This window comes from Pseudomonas sp. JAI111 (assembly GCF_024809425.1).
Lineage (GTDB): Bacteria > Pseudomonadota > Gammaproteobacteria > Pseudomonadales > Pseudomonadaceae > Aquipseudomonas.
In genome coordinates this window covers 210,736-230,007 of sequence record NZ_JANUCB010000009.1, presented here as the reverse complement: position 1 = coordinate 230,007, position 19,272 = coordinate 210,736, and the positions used below count along the sequence as shown (strand labels likewise).

Genomic DNA, 19,272 nt, shown 5'->3' with positions numbered 1-19,272 from the left:
CGGCCAAGGTGCGCAGTTTAGCGTGCCGGGCGCGAATTTCGAGGCTGTTTTTCATTTGCATCCGATTAAATGCAGCCGTTTTCGGGCCTGCTCTGTCAGCGACTTGACGGCATCGGCTATGATAAGCCCCTTTGATTTAACAGCCGCTTTGATTTGGCCAACTGGCCGCGCACTTGTACGTTCAAGGATCCTATGAGCAAGCCCACTGTCGACCCTACCTCGAATTCCAAGACCGGCCCTGCCGTGCCGGTCAATTTCCTGCGCCCGATCATCCAGGCGGACCTGGACTCGGGTAAGCACACGCAGATCGTCACTCGTTTCCCGCCTGAGCCCAACGGTTACCTGCACATCGGTCACGCCAAGTCGATTTGCGTGAACTTCGGCCTGGCCCAGGAATTTGGCGGCGTCACGCACCTGCGTTTCGACGACACCAACCCGGCCAAGGAAGACCAGGAATACATCGACGCGATCGAAAGCGACGTCAAATGGCTGGGCTTTGAATGGTCCGGTGAAGTGCGCTACGCCTCGCAGTATTTCGACCAGTTGCACGACTGGGCCGTCGAGCTGATCAAGGCCGGCAAGGCCTACGTCGACGACCTGAGCCCTGAACAGGCCAAGGAATACCGTGGCAGCCTGACCGAGCCGGGCAAGAACAGCCCGTTCCGTGACCGCTCCGTGGAAGAAAACCTCGACTGGTTCGCCCGCATGCGTGCCGGCGAATTCCCGGACGGCGCTCGTGTGCTGCGGGCCAAGATCGACATGGCGTCGCCGAACATGAACCTGCGCGATCCGATCATGTATCGCATCCGTCACGCGCATCACCACCAGACCGGCGACAAATGGTGCATCTACCCGAACTATGACTTCACCCACGGTCAGTCGGACGCCATCGAAGGCATCACCCACTCGATCTGCACCCTGGAATTCGAAAGCCACCGTCCGTTGTACGACTGGTTCCTCGACAGCCTGCCGGTGCCGGCGCACCCGCGCCAGTACGAGTTCAGCCGTCTGAACCTGAACTACACGATCACCAGCAAGCGCAAGCTCAAGCAACTGGTCGATGAAAAGCACGTCAATGGCTGGGACGATCCGCGCATGTCCACGCTGTCGGGCTTCCGCCGCCGTGGCTACACCCCGGCATCGATCCGCAACTTCTGCGACATGATCGGCACCAACCGTTCCGACGGCGTCGTCGACTTCGGCATGCTCGAATTCAGCATCCGTCAGGACCTGGACGCGAACGCCCCGCGCGCCATGTGCGTGCTGCGTCCGTTGAAAGTCGTGATCACCAACTACCCGCAAGACCAGGTCGAGAACCTCGAACTGCCACGTCATCCGCAGAAAGAAGAACTAGGCGTGCGCAAGCTGCCGTTCGCCCGTGAAATCTACATCGACCGCGATGACTTCATGGAAGAGCCGCCAAAAGGCTACAAGCGCCTGGAGCCGAACGGCGAAGTGCGTCTGCGCGGCAGCTACGTGATCCGTGCCGACGAAGCGATCAAGGACGCCGATGGCAACATCGTCGAACTGCGTTGCACCTACGACCCGGAAACCCTCGGCAAGAACCCTGAAGGCCGCAAGGTCAAAGGCGTGGTGCACTGGGTGCCGGCAGCTGCAAGCGTCGAGTGCGAAGTGCGTCTGTACGATCGTCTGTTCCGCTCTGCGAACCCGGAGAAGGCCGAAGACAGCGCCAGTTTCCTGGACAACATCAACCCTGACTCACTGCAGGTCCTCACCGGTTGTCGTGCTGAACCCTCGCTGGGCAATGCACAGCCGGAAGACCGTTTCCAGTTCGAGCGCGAAGGCTACTTCGTCGCGGATATCAAGGACTCGAAACCGGGCGCACCGGTATTCAACCGTACCGTGACCCTGCGTGATTCGTGGGGCCAGTGATTCAAGGAACCTAAAGTGCTGACGATCTACAACACGCTCACCAAGAGCAAAGAAGTCTTCAAGCCCCTGGATGGCAACAAGGTGCGCATGTACGTGTGCGGGATGACCGTGTACGACTACTGCCACCTGGGCCACGGCCGCAGCATGGTTGCGTTCGACCTGGTGACCCGCTGGTTGCGGTTTAGCGGCTATGACCTGACTTATGTGCGCAACATCACCGACATTGACGACAAGATCATCAATCGGGCCAACGAGAACGGCGAGTCGTTCGAAGCCTTGACCGAGCGCATGATCGCGGCGATGCACGAAGACGAAGCGCGCCTGAACATCAAGAAGCCGGACATGGAACCGCGCGCCACCGGGCATATTCCTGGCATGCACGCGATGATCCAGACCCTGATCGACAAGGGTTACGCCTACGCACCGGGCAATGGCGACGTGTACTACCGCGTCGCCAAGTTCATGGGCTACGGCAAGCTGTCGCGCAAGAAGATCGAAGACCTGCGCATTGGCGCGCGGATCGAAGTCGACGAGTCCAAACAGGATCCGCTGGACTTCGTGCTGTGGAAAGGCGCCAAGCCGGGTGAGCCAAGCTGGCCATCGCCGTGGGGCGACGGTCGTCCGGGCTGGCACATTGAATGCTCGGTGATGTCGACCTGCTGCCTGGGCGAGACCTTCGACATTCATGGCGGCGGCAGCGACCTGGAGTTTCCGCACCACGAAAACGAAATCGCCCAGAGCGAAGCGGCGACCGGCAAGACCTACGCCAACGCGTGGATGCATTGCGGCATGATTCGCATCAATGGCGAGAAGATGTCCAAGTCCTTGAACAACTTCTTCACCATTCGCGACGTGCTGGAAAAGTACCACCCGGAAGTCGTGCGTTACCTGCTGGTGTCGAGCCATTACCGCAGCGCGATCAACTATTCGGAAGACAACCTCAAGGACGCCAAAGGCGCACTCGAGCGTTTCTACCACGCCTTGAAAGGCCTGCCGAACGTGGCGCCTGCTGGTGGCGAAGCCTTTGTCGAGCGTTTCACCCAGGTGATGAACGACGACTTCGGCACACCGGAAGCCTGCGCGGTGCTGTTCGAGATGGTTCGCGAGATCAACCGTCTGCGCGAGAGCGATCTTGAGGCGGCGGCCGGTCTGGCGGCGCGCTTGAAAGAGCTGGCCAGCGTGCTGGGTGTGTTGCAGCTTGAGGCGGATGACTTCCTGCAGGCCGGTGCCGAAGGGCGGGTCGATGCGGCTGAAGTCGATGCACTGATTCAGGCTCGCCTGAATGCGCGCGCCAACAAGGACTGGGCCGAATCCGACCGCATCCGCGACCAGCTCACCGCGATGGGCGTGGTGCTGGAAGACGGCAAGGGCGGCACGACCTGGCGTCTGGCTGACTGATTGTCCGATCCGTAAAAAACAAAACCCGCCTTGTGCGGGTTTTGTTTTTTCTGGGGGGGGTCAGCTCAGCAGACCGGTGCTGACCGCGACAATCAGGAAGATCCCGAGCACTGCGCGGTAGATGACAAACGGCCAAGTGGAGAACTTCTCCAGAAAACGCATCAGGCCCCAGATGGCGAAAAATGCCGAAATGCTGGCGATCACCAGGCCGAAAATCAGATGCGCCCAGGCTTGCGCGGGCAGATCGGCATGGAACAACACCCACAGCTCCTTCAAACCGGCCAGGGCGATGGCGGGCAGCCCCAGCAAAAAGGAGAACCGTGCAGCCTCTTCTCGTTTGAAGTTGAGGAACAGCGCGGCTGTGAGTGTAGAGCCCGAACGCGACACCCCGGGAATCAGCGCGCCGATCTGCGCAATACCGACGATCAGCGCATCGCGCAGGCGCATTTCGCCTACGGTGCGGCGATGCTGGCAACTGAGTTCGGCGGCCGCCAACAACACCGCCATGACCACGCAGGAAATCCCGATCACCATCAGCCCGCGCAACGGCGAGTTGCACGCGTTGAGCGTCGAAGACAACGCGATGCCGGCAATGCCGATAGGAATGGTCGCCAGTACGATGGCCACCGCCAGGACAAACCACTGGTTGCTGTAATCGCGTTGGCGTACGGCGCCGATACTGCCGCTAACGAGTTGGCTGACATCACGCCAGAAATAACTGACCACCGCCGCCAGTGCGGCCAACTGCATGGCCGCGGAAAACGCCGAGCCGGGATCCGGCCAGCCGAGCAGGGCGGGCACGATGCGCATGTGCGCGGTGGAGGACACGGGCAACAACTCAGTGATGCCCTGAACGATGCCCAGGAAGCCGATTTGCAGGTAATCCAGTGAGGCGAAGCCGATATCGAGGCCGGTAGAACAGATGTTGGTCAAAGCGCTTATCCTGTGAGGATCAGGAGGAGGGAAGTTCTGAATCAAAGACATGAGGTAAAAAGCTGAAACATTTCGTCACAGAGTAGTCTGTTCGGTCAATGGTTTAGTTGATGGTTTTGCGGTGATTGAACTGGCGTCTTTGCGAGCAAGCCCGCTCCCACAGGGGAATGGTGTTATCCATAAAGATCAAATCGACGAAAATCCAGTGTGGGAGCGGGCTTGCTCGCGAAGAGGCCCGCCAAGCCAACCCGTCACTCAGCCTGACGCAACCGCTTGTATAGGGTATTTCGGCTCACCCCCAACCGCCGCGCCAGATGGGAAATATTCCCCCCGGCCGCCTGCAACAACCGATTCAAATCCTCGGCATCATTCAAGTCAGCCGCCAGCGGCTCCGTTGTTTCAACCGGCTCCATCTCCAGATCCACAAAGAAATCATCCGGCAAATGCTCCGGCCGCACCGGCTGTTCCTCGGCCATGGCCAGCGCTACCTGCATCACGCTGCTGACCTGGCGTAAATTCCCCGGCCACGGATGACGACCGAACAATTCCATCACCTCGCGACTCAACCCGGCCCATTGCGAGGGTTCTCGGTGTTGCTCCCACAAGCGTTTGAACAGCGCCTGCTTGTCACTGCGTTCCCGTAGCGGCGGCAACTCCAGGGTCAAGCCGCCGATGCGGTAATACAGGTCTTCGCGAAAGCGCCCCAGTTGCACTTGCTCGCGCAACGAGCGGTTAGTCGCCGAGATGATCCGTAGATCCACCGGGAACAACTCGCTGCTGCCCACCGGTTGCACGCAACGTTCCTGCAACACCCTCAACAGCCGTGCCTGGGTCGGCAGCGGCATGTCGCCGATTTCATCGAGGAACAACGTTCCTTTGTCGGCCTTGCGGATCAGTCCGATGCTGCCTTTCTGGTTGGCGCCGGTGAATGCGCCTTTCTCGTAGCCAAACAGCTCGGACTCCACCAGTTCGGCGGGGATCGCGGCACAGTTCACGGCAATGAACGCCTGTTTGCTGCGAGAGCTGGCGTGATGCAAAGCTTTGACGAACACTTCCTTGCCGACCCCGGTTTCACCGTGAATCAACAGCGGAATGTCCTTCTCCAGCAAACGCTCGGCCTGCCGTACGGCTTTTTCCACGCGGCTGTCGCCGAAGTGCAGGGTGTTGAGGCTGATCGCGGCAGGCGCTGTTTCGGCAGGTTCGGTGCGCGCGGGTTCAGTGCTCTTCATTTCAGAGAAAAGCCGCGCCTGGATCGGTGCCTGCTTCGGCCGTTTCAGCACGCACTGAAAGCGGTTGCGACCGGCTGCTTGCAGGGAAAAAGGCAGGCCTTCGGGCTGGTTCAGCAGTTCCAGTAGCGAGACTTTGAACAGGCTTTCAACGCTGACCCGCGACAGGCTGATGCCCAGCAAGTTATCGGCACGGCGGTTGGCCGAGAGCACTTGACCGGTTTCATCGAAAATCAACAACCCGGCCCATTGGCTGTCGAGGTTGTTCAACCCGGTATTGAAGGTCAATTGAAAGTGCTGGCCATGGAACAGGTTGAGGATCAGCCGGTTCTCCACGGTCTGGCTCATCATCTTGACCATGCCAAGGGTGTGGGACGGTGGCAGGTAGCTGTCGCTGGACACGTCCAGCACCGCGATCACCTTGCGCTCGGCGTCGAAAATCGGCGCGGCGGACCCGGTCATGAAACGGTTGGCCTTGAGGAAGTGCTCATCGTGCTCGATGTGCACCGCTTGCTCGCAGGCCAGCGCGGTGCCGATGGCATTGGTCCCGCTGCAACGCTCCATCCAGCTGGCGCCAGCGTTGAAACCGCGGGTCAGGCTCGGCTCGATGAAGCGCTGAGTGCCCCATGAGGTCAGCACCTGGCCCTGTTTGTCAGCGAGCATGATCAGGCAATTGGAGTTGCTCAGAATGTTTTCGTAATACGGCAGGACTTCCTGATGCGTGGTCTGCACCAGTGAATGCTGGCTCTCCAGCAAGTGCGCGATGTCTGCCGCCGGTAACTGATCGAACGCCGGGGCACTCTGATGATTGAGGCCAAACGCGCGGCAACGGGACCAGGAGTCCTGGATGATGGCGTCGTGGGATAAACCGGGGGCAGGTGCGGCCATGAAGGTCAGCCTCTGAGAAACACTTTTATTGTTGTTATAGGTATTCCCCTGTGGGAGCGGGCTTGCTCGCGAAAGCGGTGGGGCAGTCGATATCAACATTGACTGGTCGACCGCTTTCGCGAGCAAGCCCGCTCCCACAGGTTCTGTAATTCTGGCCTTGCTTAAAGGGAGGCACAAAACATCCGTAGAGTGTTGTTCACTATTGTTCATTGTCAACGGTTCGATTGTTCAGTTGTTCAATCGTGACTGTTCATTTCTGTTCAGCAACGAAAGCCGGCTTGCCGCTGTTTCGAAGTTTTTCAAGGCGGATCAACGGTTTGCATTTTCTGGCATGAAACTCGCTCTGTGCCTGGTGTCGCTTGACTCCAAATAATAAAAAAGGCCGAGCCATGTCATTAACCCTGGAGCACGTCAGCCGCACCGTCGAGGGCCAGACCTGGATCGACGATGCGAACCTGAGTTTCGAACCCGGATCCTTCAACGTTTTGCTCGGGCGCACGCTGTCCGGCAAAACCAGTCTCATGCGCCTGATGGCCGGTCTGGACAAGCCCGACAGCGGCCGCATCCTGATGAACGGCGTCGACGTCACGCAGCGCCCGGTGCGTTTGCGCAACGTGTCGATGGTGTATCAGCAGTTCATCAATTACCCGACCATGACGGTCTTCGAGAACATCGCCTCACCCTTGCGCCAGGGCGGTGTTTCCAACGAGCTGATCCAGAGCAAAGTGCTGGAAACTGCGAAGATGCTGCGCATCGAGAAATTCCTCCAGCGCCATCCCCTCGAACTGTCCGGCGGCCAGCAACAGCGCACGGCGATGGCCCGGGCGCTGGTCAAGGATGCCGAACTGATCCTGTTTGATGAACCGCTGGTCAACCTGGACTACAAACTGCGCGAGGAACTGCGCCAGGAAATGCGCGAGCTGTTCAAGGCTCGCCACACCATCGCCATTTACGCCACCACCGAACCCAACGAAGCGCTGGCGCTGGGTGGCACCACGACCATTCTTCACGAAGGCCGGGTAATTCAGAGCGGCAAGTCTTCGCAGGTCTATCACCAGCCGCAAACAGTGCTGGCGGCGGAGTTGTTCTCCGAGCCGCCGATCAACCTTATGCCGGGCCGTATCGCCGGCAACGAGGTCAGTTTCGCCAACTTCGTGCACTTTCCGTTGAATGTGGATTTGCGCCCGGTGGGCGAGGGCGAGTTCCGCTTCGGCGTGCGCCCCAGCCACATTTCGCTGGTGCCGAGCAACGACGATGACCTGGAACTGGCGGTGACCGTCGAGGTGGCCGAGATCAGCGGCTCTGAAACGTTCTTGCACGTGCGCAACGAACATTTCCTGTTGGTGCTGCACCTGCCCGGCGTGCACGAGTACGACGTCGATGCACCGATCCGCATCTACATCCCGACCCATAAACTGTTTGTGTTCGATGCGCAGGGGCGGCTGGTCCAGGCGCCCGGTCGCCGTATCGCGAGGGTTGCCTGATGGCCGAAATACGCTTGCAGAATCTCGCCCACAGCTACACCCGCACGCCGACCGGCCCCGAGGATTACGCGATTCGCGAGATGGACCACATCTGGGAGCAGGGTGGGGCCTACGCGTTGCTCGGTCCTTCGGGCTGCGGCAAATCGACGTTGCTCAATATCATTTCCGGGTTGCTCAGTCCGTCCCAGGGCCATGTCCTGTTCGACGGCAAAGCGGTCAATGATCTGACCCCGGAGAAACGCAACATCGCCCAGGTTTTCCAGTTCCCGGTGGTCTACGACACCATGACGGTGTTCGACAACCTGGCCTTCCCGCTGCGCAACCAAGGCATGGCCGAGGCGAAAATTCACAGCAAGGTGCAGGAAATTGCCGAGGTCCTCGACCTCCAGGCGCTGCTGAGCAAGAAGGCGCGCAACCTCACCGCCGATGAAAAGCAGAAAGTCTCCATGGGCCGCGGGCTGGTGCGCGATGACGTCTCGGCGATCCTCTTCGATGAGCCGCTGACGGTGATCGACCCGCACCTGAAATGGAAGCTGCGGCGCAAGCTCAAGCAGATCCACGAGCAGTTCAACATCACCATGGTCTACGTCACCCACGATCAGCTGGAGGCTTCGACGTTCGCCGACAAGATTGCGGTGATGTACGGCGGGCAAATCGTGCAGTTCGGTACGCCGCGCGAATTGTTCGAGCGGCCAAGTCACACCTTTGTCGGCTATTTCATCGGCAGCCCTGGCATGAACCTGATTCAGGTGCAGCCACAACCGGGCGGTGTCGGTTTTGCTTCGACGCATTTGCCGTTGTCTGACGCGCAACAAAAACGCATCGCCGAATCGCAATGGAAAACCTTGAAGGTCGGCATCCGTCCCGAGTTCGTGCATGTGTGGGACGAACCGGTAGATGACGCGATGCAGGCACACGTCGTACACGTCGAAGACCTCGGCACCTACAAGATCATGACCCTGAACCTCGACGGTGCGCCGCTGAAGGTGCGCCTGGCCGAAGACAAGCCCGTGCCTGAAGGCACGGCTTACATCAGCTTTCCGGCGCAGTGGCTGATGGTCTATGCCGACGATTACCTGCTGGAGACTCAGCCATGAACAAGGTGCAAAACAACAAGGCCTGGTGGCTGGTCCTGCCGGTGTTCCTGCTGGTGGCGTTCAGTGCGGTGATCCCGATGATGACCGTGGTCAACTATTCGGTGCAGGACATCTTCGACCAGTCCAGCCGCTACTTCGTCGGTGCCGACTGGTACAAGCAGGTGCTGCTGGACCCACGGCTGCACGAGTCACTGCTGCGCCAGTTCATCTATTCGGGCTGCGTGTTGCTGATCGAAATCCCGCTGGGCATCGCCATCGCCCTGACCATGCCGACCAAGGGCCGCTGGTCTTCGCTGGTGCTGATTATCCTGGCGATTCCGCTGCTGATTCCATGGAACGTGGTTGGCACCATCTGGCAGATTTTCGGTCGCGCCGATATCGGCTTGCTGGGGTCGAGCCTCAACGCCATGGGCATCAGCTACAACTATGCGGCAAACACCATGGACGCCTGGGTCACGGTGCTGGTGATGGACGTCTGGCACTGGACCTCGCTGGTGGCGCTGTTGTGTTTCTCCGGGTTGCGGGCCATTCCCGACGTGTATTACCAGGCGGCGCGGATCGATCGGGCCTCGGCCTGGGCCGTGTTCCGCCACATCCAGTTGCCCAAGCTCAAGAGTGTGCTGCTGATCGCGGTGATGCTGCGGTTCATGGACAGTTTCATGATCTACACCGAGCCGTTCGTGCTCACCGGCGGCGGCCCGGGCAATGCCACCACCTTCCTCAGTCAGACCCTGACCCAGATGGCTGTAGGGCAATTCGACCTGGGGCCGGCCGCCGCGTTCTCGCTGGTGTACTTCCTGATCATCCTGTTGGTGTCCTGGCTGTTCTACACCGCCATGACTCACTCTGACGCCAACCGCTGAGGTCTGCCATGAGCAAAAGAAAGCTGATCCCGCTGCTGATCTACATCCTGTTCCTGCTGGTGCCGATCTACTGGTTGCTGAACATGTCCTTCAAGAGCAACACCGAGATCCTCGGCGGGCTGACACTGTTTCCGCAGGATTTCACCTTCGCCAACTACAAGGTGATCTTCACCGACCCGAGTTGGTACACCGGTTATCTCAACTCGCTGTACTACGTGAGCCTCAACACGGTGATCTCCCTGAGCGTGGCGCTGCCGGCGGCTTATGCGTTTTCGCGTTATCGCTTCCTGGGCGACAAGCACCTGTTCTTCTGGCTGCTGACCAATCGCATGGCGCCGCCTGCGGTGTTTCTGCTGCCGTTCTTCCAGCTGTATTCCTCGATCGGCCTGTTTGACACGCACATCGCCGTGGCCTTGGCGCACTGCCTGTTCAACGTGCCGTTGGCGGTGTGGATCCTCGAGGGCTTCATGTCTGGCGTTCCGAAGGAGATCGACGAAACGGCCTACATCGACGGCTACAGTTTTCCCAAGTTCTTCATAAAGATTTTCGTCCCGCTGATCGGCTCCGGGATCGGCGTCACGGCGTTCTTCTGCTTCATGTTCTCCTGGGTCGAGCTGCTGCTGGCCCGGACGCTGACGTCGGTGAACGCCAAGCCAATTGCTGCGGTGATGACCCGAACGGTCTCGGCGTCCGGCATTGACTGGGGCGTACTGGCGGCGGCGGGGGTGTTGACCATCCTGCCGGGCATGCTGGTGATCTGGTTTGTTCGCAACCACGTGGCCAAGGGCTTTGCCCTGGGCCGGGTCTGAGGAACTGATGATGGAATGGATGAGTTGGACCGGCCCCACGGCGGCGTTCTTCGGCGTCATTGCCTTGATGCTGGTCGGCATGACGACCTGGGAATTACGCTCGCCGAGTGTTCCTCGGCGTGGCTTTTTGCCGATTGCCACGACCCGTGGCGACCGGCTGTTTATCGGTCTTCTCGGCAGCGCCTACCTGCATTTGCTGGTAATTGGCGTCACCGACTGGAGCATCTGGGTTGCGTTCGCGTTGTCCCTGGTGTGGCTGTTGGCTGTGATGCGGTGGGGCTAGTCGAATCGCTCGGCAATCGTGCTCCAAAACCTAAACAGGAGGTCTCTATGTTCGACAAAAACAATAAGCTGCGACATAGCATTTCATTGGCAGCCATGCTGGCACTCAGCGGTTTGAGCGCATCGGCCTGGGCCGACGCCTATGAAGACGCTGCGAAGAAATGGATTGGCAGCGAGTTCAAACCGTCTACCCTGACGGCGGATCAACAGCTTGAAGAACTGAAGTGGTTTATCAAGGCGGCAGAGCCGTTTCGCGGGATGGACATCAAGGTTGTTTCCGAAACCCTGACCACCCACGAGTATGAATCCAAGGTCTTGGCCAAGGCCTTTACCGAGATCACCGGGATCAAAGTCACCCACGACCTGCTGCAAGAAGGCGACGTGGTGGAAAAACTGCAGACCGTGATGCAGTCGGACAAGAGCATCTATGACGGCTGGGTCAACGACTCGGACCTGATCGGTACCCATTTCCGTTACGGCAAGACCGAAGCCATTACCGACCTGATGGCCAATGAAGGTAAAAACTTCACCTCGCCGACCCTGGACCTCAAGGATTTCATCGGCACCTCCTTCACCACCGCGCCCGATGGCAAGCTCTATCAATTGCCCGATCAACAGTTCGCCAACCTCTACTGGTTCCGCGCCGACTGGTTCGAGCGCCCGGAGCTGAAAGCCAAGTTCAAGGAAAAATACGGTTACGAGTTGGGCGTGCCAGTGAACTGGTCGGCCTATGAAGACATCGCCAAGTTCTTCAGCGAAGACATCAAGGAAATCGACGGCAAGCGTATCTACGGGCACATGGACTACGGCAAGAAAGACCCGTCCCTGGGCTGGCGCTTTACCGATGCCTGGTTCTCCATGGCCGGCGGCGGTGACAAGGGCTTGCCCAACGGTTTGCCGGTGGATGAGTGGGGCATTCGTGTTGAAGACTGCCACCCGGTCGGCTCCAGCGTGACCCGCGGCGGTGACACCAACGGCCCGGCAGCGGTTTTCGCCACCACCAAATACGTCGATTGGATGAAGAAATACGCGCCACCGGAAGCGGCGGGCATGACCTTCTCCGAATCCGGCCCGGTGCCGTCCCAAGGCAACATCGCCCAGCAAATTTTCTGGTACACCGCGTTCACCGCAGACATGACCAAACCGGGCCTGCCGGTGGTGAATGCCGACGGCACGCCAAAATGGCGCATGGCGCCATCGCCACGCGGACCGTATTGGGAGGAGGGCATGAAGCTTGGATATCAGGACGTGGGTTCGTGGACGTTCATGAAATCCACGCCTGAGAAACAGAAACTGGCGGCCTGGCTGTACGCGCAGTTTGTGACCTCGAAAACCGTATCGCTGAAGAAAACCATCGTCGGCCTGACACCCATCCGCGAGTCGGACATCAACTCGCAAGCAATGACCGACCTGGCACCGAAACTCGGCGGCCTGGTGGAGTTCTACCGCAGCCCGGCCCGCGTGCAATGGACCCCGACCGGGACCAACGTGCCGGACTATCCACGTCTGGCTCAACTGTGGTGGAGTCACATCGCCGAAGCCGCCAGCGGCGACAAAACCCCGCAACAGGCGCTGGATGGCCTGGCCAAGGATCAGGACGCGATCATGACGCGCCTGGAACGCTCGAAAGCGCAAGCCGTGTGCGCGCCGAAAATGAACGCCGAGCGCGATGCGCAGTACTGGTTCGATCAGCCGGGTGCACCGAAGCCGAAACTGGCGAACGAGAAACCTAAAGGCGAAACCGTGAGCTACAACGAACTGCTCAAATCGTGGGCGGATGCACGCAAGTAAGAGGCTGTAATGTGAAACGCGAACGGCACCGAAAGGTGCCGTTTTGCTTTGTGCCTGTTCCGCCGCCATCGCGGGCAAGCCCGCTCCCACAGGTATTGCGCAGTGCCGGCAAATGTTGTGTACACCGCTAAACCTGTGGGAGTGGGCTTGCCCGCGATAGCGGTGGAACAGCCAATGAAGAGGCTGGATGGGCCGGATTTTTCGTGGGTAAGCCAGAACTGGCCTGATAATTCCGTGCACCACAGTTCGTATTTCAATGCTGGATGTTTAAGCGTTTAAGTGGATGAGCAGAACCTTCCCACAATGTTTTCAGGTTGTCCGTCGGACGTCAGCTCTCTAGCCTGTGGACGTCGCTGCCAAATCAGCGATCGGGATTGGAACCCCGAGGGCAGTACAGCGCCAAGGCGCCTTTCATAACGTATGCTTGCACACCTTCAATGTGTGCATTCCGTTTATGGCGGCTGTGCGCGGGAGACCTTCGGGTCTGCCGGGTTCTTTGCCCCCGGGTTCCAACCTGCGTACAGCTGCCACCCTTCGCGTGGAACCGAAAGGGGCAGCTACAACTTTCATGCAAAGGAAATACCCTATGAAAAAACCAACCCCCAACCCTCCCGAAGCAGATACCGCTACGGACGCCGACCCAACATCCCCCTACGTCTGCGTGGACACCCGAAAACTCCACGAAGCCGCCGACCGCGCCCTCGACTACTACCTCAACCCCTCCGCCCAAATCATGGCCACGCCATACACCCCCAACGCAATGTTCTTCGTCAATCCCGAAGCGGACACCGAATCCTTGCTGGCCAATGCCTGTGAATCCCTGGCCTCGGCCTCGGTCATGCTCGGTGATTTTGCTGCGCTACTGGAAGGCACGCATCGCAGAACGCTGTTGGGGATCGCGCAGGTGGTGATGCTCGGCGAATTGGCAGTGAATAAGGCGCTGGATAACGTCGACCCTGCGGGCTGATCAACGGGACTGAGCAGACACAAAAAAACGCGGCGCTAGAAGGGCCGCGTTTTTATTGAATGGCTGGCAATCGGCTTCTTTGCTGTCAGGCAAATTCCAGTCGCCGTTGCTAACAGCCTCGATCAGTTTTCGCTGGTTGGCTCCTTGCATGTAGTTGGATCGACTGAGCCCCAATGCGTTTTGCAAATCGTCGAAGCCTGGTAAATCGTCCGGGCGGTTCAGCGCCTCTCGAAAATTTTCCATGGCTTGGTAGGTGTCGAGTACATGACCATGTTGGCCATGGACTTCTCTTCGGGGGATGAGTCTGGTCACGTCCGTGTCCCTTTCCGCAAAACGGGGACTTTGGCGAGTAGCCTCAAATGTGAATGTCGGGTGATTCCGGTTTGGCAGTAGGGTAAATCCGATTTACCTGCGAGCCGAAGCCGAAGGCAAAAAAAGGCGCCCTGATGGATACCCAAAAGACTCACCTCTTACCCAAGGAGCGCCAAGGTTTAAGCCCACTCCCACAGGTATTGCAGCGTCACCTGTGCCTGCCCATCAACTTGCTGATCGGCGTGCGCAGCTCATCGGCCAGGTCATCGCAGAACTGCGACAACTGCTGCACGCCCTGCGGCTACATAACGGATATGTAATTTGCGCGCCACCTTCATGAAAGGTTCGGATTGTTACCTTGATCTCGTTAGTTAATTAAACGAGGAATCAAACATGAAACTTGCACAACTGAGTGCGTTTGCAGCAGCGTTGCAGATGTCTTCTGTGGTTTTGGCTGAAGGTGGTGGCGACAGAGCCTTTGAAAAAATGATGGCGGCCAATGAACGCTCGATGGAGGTGTTTGTTGCCAAAGAACAGGCGCGTAACCCCGTCGTGTTGACTGAGAAGAAGGACGACAAGACCCAAGATTTGTAAGCGTGTCGAGTGACCCTTCCTTGTCGCTCATCTGCGAGATCTTCCATGCCTCCCATCAGTTCGGAAAAATGTCACGTTCCATAGTGCGATCTCTTGTCAGCGCAGATGTTCACGTTTCAACGACTGGCGCACGGTTTTCAGAATCGCCAGCTCGAAGGCGTTGTGTCCGGCGTTGAGTAGCCGGCATCGCAGCGGCTGGCGCCGCCGAAGCCAGCGAACGCTGGCCATGCCGAAGGTATCGCTGATGCCTTGGATCACTTCAGTCTGGGCATTAAGCGAAGGCGCTTCATCCGCGGTTGTGAAGAAGTACTGGTTTACGTGGTAATGCAACTCCAGGCGGATAGCGCGCACGGCTTCGTCGTCAACGAATGCTTCGAGTGCGCTCGGCTGCATCGATTGTCCGCTCAATTGCAGTGTTGCCCTTAACCAGTGGAGGGCCGCCTGGCGCTGCTGGATTGCGCAGCCATTGTTCAAGACTTGGTAGATCGCACCGGCACTGACGGCGCATGCCCCATGGGTAATGGCCGAGAGACCGCCATTCAAGGTTTGATCGTAGGCACTTACGTTGGCTGAAAACGGCACGAAGACTGAGACCAGTGTGGTTTTCAGAACGGCCTCTGGGTAGCGTTGCTGGTATTGAATGGCCAGCCAGCTGCCCCATGAGACGCCGAGCATACTGATCGTTTCGAACCCCAGATGCTGCCGCAGGGCTTCGATGTCTTCGACGCAAAGCCCGGTGTCGTTGTGTCGGAGTTCGCCGTGGGGAACGGAGCGCCCGCAGCCACGCTGATCGAACAGGATAATGTCGAAACAGCGCTCATCGAAGAACTCCAGATGACGTCTGTCGCTGCAACCCCCAGGTCCGCCATGCAGGAAAAATATCGGTTCGCGACCTGGGGTGCCGTGTCGCTCCCAATAGAGTTGGTGACCGTCGCCGGTCGAGAGGTAGCCACTGTTCACCATTAGGCGGGCGTCCTCAGCCTGTAGAACTGAAACAGTTCCGTGTGGCCGGGACGGGCCGCTACGCTGGATATCAGTTCAAGCTTCAGCACCTGCGCCATATAGGCCACGGCGATCAGCACCGGCGTATGGCCGAAAAGGAGAATAGTGCCTCCCGGTTTAACGCCGGCTGCCATATCGAGGAACGCTCGCTGCGCGTCCTTGCGCGTCATCACTTCGGCATTGAGGAAACGCAGGATCAGCACATCGCATTGAATGCCTGTTGTCGCGATGTGGCGGGCGTCGGCCAGGTAGAACCGGGCGGCTGAAGTGCCATGATGCTTTTTGGCATATTCGATCATCGACGCTGAGCGATCAGATCCCAGGCATTGGCGATCCGGGAGTTCCCCAGCGAGGTGCGCGATGAACTCGCCCGTCGAACACGCCGGGTCATGGATCACCGCGCCGGGAGATGACAGGGAATTGATCAGGCTCGTGCAATGCTGGCGAAAATGCAGTTCGTCAGCATCCAGCTGCGTGGCGAGCAACTCAGTACATTGCCAGTACTCGGGCGGGCAGACGCACTCTCGGCCGCTGTCATCCATGGCAGGAAACGGAAATCGCACTTCGCTGCCCGACTGCGTCAATGCGTTATGGAACGCGGTTTCTTTCTCCTGTGCAGATACAGCATGGAAATAGATCACGGCGCCTTGATTGCCCCACTGCCACTCCGCCAGCGGTCCGAGCAACATCCAGGGTTGGAGCACGCTGCTGATGTGCCAGCCGACCGTCTCGCTGTGTTGCAGGACTTTGCGGCCGACCCATTCGCCGCCGCCGACACGAAGGACAAACAAATGATGCAGGCCCGAGCCGAAGGGTTCGATGAAGCTATCGAGCTCGCCCGGCGATGCCTTGTGCCGGGGGAATGATTGAGCAAGGTGGTGTTCTCGATGAAGGGTAGGGGTCATGTTGCCACTCCCTGGTTCCTTTGCAGGCGCCGTCCTCGTGCCTGCGGTATCACCACGTTGCCACTGGACACCACAAAAAACCGCTCCAGCCCCGGAATGACGACGTTGACCAGCGTGGTCCCCAACGGCGTCTGATGTAGTTGGGTGACCCCCAGCGCGCGCCCATGCCGGTGGAGATCTTCTGCCAGCAAGTTGATTTGCTCGGCCAATGGTCGCTCATTGATTGTTTCGGGTAATTCGACGGTGAATTGCTCGCACAGGGTAAGCAGTGGATACAGATCGAATCGCAGGCAGCGGAGCAGGCGAGGAAATTTGCTCAGGTGCCGTTGCGCATTACTCAGGTAGTGTTGCAGTTCTGGCTCCGAGGCCCCGTGATGCAGTTGGACGAGTTCGGTCAGCGCCCGCCACGCGCCATGTCGGGCGCTGATCGAGCTACCGCTGCCGAACACGCGAGGATGGGGACCAGGTTCGGTTGTGAACGCCAGAAACGTGCGAGGCAGGAATTCGGTGCTGATGTCGATCAGGATGATTTCCGCTCCGATCTCCGCTTCGGCGTCCGACCACAGTTGACCCAATTCTTCGTGATCTGCCACGCGCCCAACCAGGCGCAAAACAGGCCGGTTCTCGTAGTAAAAATGCTCCAGCAAAAACAACGAGACCGCATCGCGCTCGATGCATTCATTTGCCGCATGCAAGACCGCTTCGTCGTAACTCGCGCCAATGGCCGTTCCACTGTTAGAGGCGTATCGCCGTAATACTCCGTAGTTTGTAGTGTCTTGTTCCAGTGGTTGGCGCGAATAGTCGGGAGTGCATAACGCAACGGGGTAAGAGAATAAAATTTTTTTGAAAATGTCCGTATAAGTTCTGCAGGCTGTCAAGGCATCGGGTTGGTCGATGAGAGTCGAAAGAACAGTGTCGTCGATAAATAGTGGCGAGTCGGAAAAATAATGCGGGGCCATGCAGTGAATATCGCAGGAGCTGTAGTGATCACTTAGATAATGTTCCAGTGTTTCGTAAAGTGCACCCACCTGGGCGTGATGGAGGTAACCTTTTCCCGCTCCCCTGGCGATGCCCTGTTGATTGCCAACACTCGCCGAGACATGCACCGCGACAATCTTTTGCCCGAGTGTGCGGGGTTCTGCGCGAATCCCCAGGGTTTCCAGTTCGGCGTGAATCCTCTTTTCAGCCTGAGCGAGGGTGAGTTCTCGTTCTGCACGTGTAAAGTTATCCATTGTTCCCTCCCTTGAAAAACGGGGGGCATTTGCCCCCCGCTTTCTTAAACGGCTTCCAGTTCTGCCTGTTCATCCTCGGTCAGTTGCAGTTGTTCAATTTGCTCTGCTGTGGGGGTGTCCTGTTGTTGCAGGTCGATAACTTTGTTTGCGTTCCAGCTGACAAGGTAACCCATAGGTAGACTCTCTTTTTTGTTGGATAGTGGCGTGCTTAATCAAGCACGGAGCAACTGTATAAGTTGGAAGTTGGTCGGTCAAAAATGACGGGAAGTTACAGTGTCGTTATTTTTGGTGTAAGGAAACACATACACATTAATCCGCGATTGACGACTTTTATTCGTAAACAGGAGAGGACGCCGAGTAAACACCGCATTCGCTGCAGCGATGGGGGAAATGGGGTGTGGGAAAATTCAGATAGTTGGGTAGCCAAATCGCAATGATGAGTCTGTTTTCGTTCCTTTACAGGTAGTACGCGGAGATTTTTCCTATCGCGTTTGAAGTTTCTTCAGACGGCGGCGCGGATTTACCCCTCGAATTCAACCGGCAGAAGTCTTTGCTTTCTGCACAAATGAAAACGCCCCGAACAAGTCGGGGCGTTTGCTTGGAACCACCATCAGTGCGTTTTCACTCAGTCTTGAGAGGTGCCGTTTTTGTTTGTGCCAGTTCCAGCGCTTTAGCGAGCAGGTCCGTCACTGCGGGCAACGATCCAATGAAGGAGCAATTAAAATGGTGCAGACAATTCAAGTCAGTGCCGCCAGTTGCGCGACTGTCTCCGGAAAACGCTCAACCAGGCGGATCAGTGTCGTGGCTTGGGCATTGGGAATTGCCCGTCCCTGCTCCCAATTCTCGAGGGTTCGGGTGTTGGTGCGCAGATACATGGCGAACACGGACCGGGAGAGGTTGAGCTGTTGGCGGATGGCTACTACTTCCTCGGCAGTGATGGGCACCAGTTTTGGCAACTGAACCTTGTGGGTTCGCAACGTGATTTTGCCTTGGCGCTCATCCGCCAGGGCCTCGAGGCCATCCATCAGTTCGGAAAAAATATCACGTTTCATAGTGGGATCTCGTGTTGATTTCTCTATCTAGCGCTTGTCTGAAAACGTTTTTCTGGGAGGGCGACAGGTCGTCTTGCTCGTTTTTGCTGTACACGGTGAACAGCCAGAATTGATCGAAGCCTGACCACCAGTAATAAATCACCCGCAATCCGCTACGTTTGCCCTTGCCTCGTCGTTGATCGCAGAAGCGGATTTTGCGCAGCCCACCGGTGCCCTCAATGAGATCGCCCGCTTCCGGATTCTTAAGCAACTCCAGTTGAAAGCTGCGAAACAGATCGTCATCCATGTACTCGTCTCGATGTTTCTGAAACATACGTAATTCGATAAAAAGAGCATCCATGTTCTGTACGCTACCTACGTATAGTGTTGTCTTGATAATCGAATCGGTCAAGGCATCGAAGCCATCCTTTTCGTTCCCGTTTCCAACGGTAGACCCGGGTTGAAAAAACACCTGTAGGACAAATCAACCCGTGCGGTGAGAGCATTCGATCAAAGAGAGGGGATACTTCGCAGTGGGACTGACCCGGGAGGCGGTGCATAAATC

The 19,272-nt window shown here is 58.0% G+C and carries 19 protein-coding genes; 10 read left to right on the top strand and 9 right to left on the bottom strand.

The window, feature by feature from the left end:
• Positions 1-192 precede the first annotated feature (192 nt).
• Complete coding sequence (locus tag HNR03_RS25105; RefSeq protein WP_222587634.1) at positions 193-1,893, top strand: glutamine--tRNA ligase/YqeY domain fusion protein; 1,701 nt, start codon at positions 193-195, stop codon at positions 1,891-1,893.
• A gap of 15 nt (positions 1,894-1,908) precedes the next feature.
• On the top strand, positions 1,909-3,291 hold the full coding sequence (gene cysS, locus HNR03_RS25100) for a cysteine--tRNA ligase (protein ID WP_090185713.1): 1,383 nt from the start codon (positions 1,909-1,911) through the stop codon (positions 3,289-3,291).
• A 60-nt stretch (positions 3,292-3,351) separates the two neighbouring features.
• Here the strand turns inward: cysS and uppP are convergent, their stop codons facing one another.
• Together uppP and HNR03_RS25090 are read right to left on the bottom strand one after the other, a co-directional pair.
• A complete protein-coding gene (gene uppP / locus HNR03_RS25095; protein WP_222587632.1) occupies positions 3,352-4,224 on the bottom strand; it encodes an undecaprenyl-diphosphatase UppP in 873 nt (290 codons plus the stop codon).
• Between the two features lie 251 nt (positions 4,225-4,475).
• Positions 4,476-6,338 carry a sigma-54-dependent Fis family transcriptional regulator gene (locus tag HNR03_RS25090; RefSeq protein ID WP_259156511.1) on the bottom strand — a complete coding sequence of 621 codons (1,863 nt, stop codon included), beginning with the start codon at positions 6,336-6,338 and terminating at the stop codon, positions 4,476-4,478.
• Positions 6,339-6,727: 389 nt separating this feature from the next.
• Between HNR03_RS25090 and HNR03_RS25085 the strand changes: the two genes are divergently transcribed.
• From HNR03_RS25085 to HNR03_RS25055, 7 genes are all read left to right on the top strand, one after another.
• Positions 6,728-7,822 carry an ABC transporter ATP-binding protein gene (locus HNR03_RS25085; protein ID WP_090185704.1) on the top strand — a complete coding sequence of 365 codons (1,095 nt, stop codon included), beginning with the start codon at positions 6,728-6,730 and terminating at the stop codon, positions 7,820-7,822.
• Complete coding sequence (locus HNR03_RS25080) at positions 7,822-8,919, top strand: ABC transporter ATP-binding protein (RefSeq protein ID WP_208669051.1); 1,098 nt, start codon at positions 7,822-7,824, stop codon at positions 8,917-8,919. Before HNR03_RS25085 ends, HNR03_RS25080 begins: the two co-directional genes overlap by 1 nt.
• Complete coding sequence (locus HNR03_RS25075; RefSeq protein ID WP_208669050.1) at positions 8,916-9,782, top strand: carbohydrate ABC transporter permease; 867 nt, start codon at positions 8,916-8,918, stop codon at positions 9,780-9,782. The genes HNR03_RS25080 and HNR03_RS25075 overlap by 4 nt, the downstream gene beginning before the upstream one ends.
• An 8-nt stretch (positions 9,783-9,790) precedes the next feature.
• A complete protein-coding gene (locus HNR03_RS25070) occupies positions 9,791-10,591 on the top strand; it encodes a carbohydrate ABC transporter permease (protein ID WP_208669049.1) in 801 nt (266 codons plus the stop codon).
• 10 nt (positions 10,592-10,601) lie between these two features.
• Positions 10,602-10,874, top strand: coding sequence for a DUF2160 domain-containing protein (locus tag HNR03_RS25065; protein ID WP_259156507.1), 273 nt, complete (start codon positions 10,602-10,604; stop codon positions 10,872-10,874).
• 47 nt (positions 10,875-10,921) lie between these two features.
• Positions 10,922-12,664: an ABC transporter substrate-binding protein gene (locus HNR03_RS25060; RefSeq protein ID WP_222587628.1), complete on the top strand. Its 1,743-nt coding sequence runs from the start codon at positions 10,922-10,924 to the stop codon at positions 12,662-12,664.
• 586 nt (positions 12,665-13,250) lie between these two features.
• Entirely contained in the window at positions 13,251-13,631 is a 381-nt protein-coding gene (locus tag HNR03_RS25055) for a DUF6124 family protein (protein ID WP_259156503.1), read from the top strand.
• Here the strand turns inward: HNR03_RS25055 and HNR03_RS25050 are convergent, their stop codons facing one another.
• A complete protein-coding gene (locus HNR03_RS25050) occupies positions 13,632-13,943 on the bottom strand; it encodes a hypothetical protein (RefSeq protein WP_259156502.1) in 312 nt (103 codons plus the stop codon).
• A gap of 393 nt (positions 13,944-14,336) precedes the next feature.
• On the opposite strand from HNR03_RS25050, the gene HNR03_RS25045 reads away from it, so the two are divergent.
• Positions 14,337-14,537 carry a co-regulatory protein PtrA N-terminal domain-containing protein gene (locus tag HNR03_RS25045; RefSeq protein WP_259156500.1) on the top strand — a complete coding sequence of 67 codons (201 nt, stop codon included), beginning with the start codon at positions 14,337-14,339 and terminating at the stop codon, positions 14,535-14,537.
• Positions 14,538-14,633: 96 nt separating this feature from the next.
• On the opposite strand, the gene HNR03_RS25040 is transcribed toward HNR03_RS25045, so the two are convergent.
• The 6 genes from HNR03_RS25040 to HNR03_RS25015 all read right to left on the bottom strand — a co-directional run bounded on the left by HNR03_RS25040 (position 14,634) and on the right by HNR03_RS25015 (position 19,068).
• Positions 14,634-15,500, bottom strand: a complete 867-nt coding sequence (locus tag HNR03_RS25040) for an alpha/beta fold hydrolase (RefSeq protein WP_259156498.1) — start codon at positions 15,498-15,500, stop codon at positions 14,634-14,636.
• Positions 15,500-16,444 carry a trans-aconitate 2-methyltransferase gene (locus HNR03_RS25035; RefSeq protein WP_259156497.1) on the bottom strand — a complete coding sequence of 315 codons (945 nt, stop codon included), beginning with the start codon at positions 16,442-16,444 and terminating at the stop codon, positions 15,500-15,502. The genes HNR03_RS25040 and HNR03_RS25035 overlap by 1 nt, the downstream gene beginning before the upstream one ends.
• A complete protein-coding gene (locus HNR03_RS25030; protein ID WP_259156495.1) occupies positions 16,441-17,676 on the bottom strand; it encodes a YcaO-like family protein in 1,236 nt (411 codons plus the stop codon). The genes HNR03_RS25035 and HNR03_RS25030 overlap by 4 nt, the downstream gene beginning before the upstream one ends.
• A 44-nt stretch (positions 17,677-17,720) precedes the next feature.
• Positions 17,721-17,849: a hypothetical protein gene (locus HNR03_RS25025; RefSeq protein ID WP_259156492.1), complete on the bottom strand. Its 129-nt coding sequence runs from the start codon at positions 17,847-17,849 to the stop codon at positions 17,721-17,723.
• Between the two features lie 564 nt (positions 17,850-18,413).
• Positions 18,414-18,728, bottom strand: coding sequence for a DNA-binding transcriptional regulator (locus HNR03_RS25020; RefSeq protein WP_222587622.1), 315 nt, complete (start codon positions 18,726-18,728; stop codon positions 18,414-18,416).
• Positions 18,718-19,068, bottom strand: coding sequence for a toxin (locus HNR03_RS25015; protein ID WP_259156607.1), 351 nt, complete (start codon positions 19,066-19,068; stop codon positions 18,718-18,720). Before HNR03_RS25015 ends, HNR03_RS25020 begins: the two co-directional genes overlap by 11 nt.
• Between the last annotated feature and the right edge of the window lie 204 nt (positions 19,069-19,272).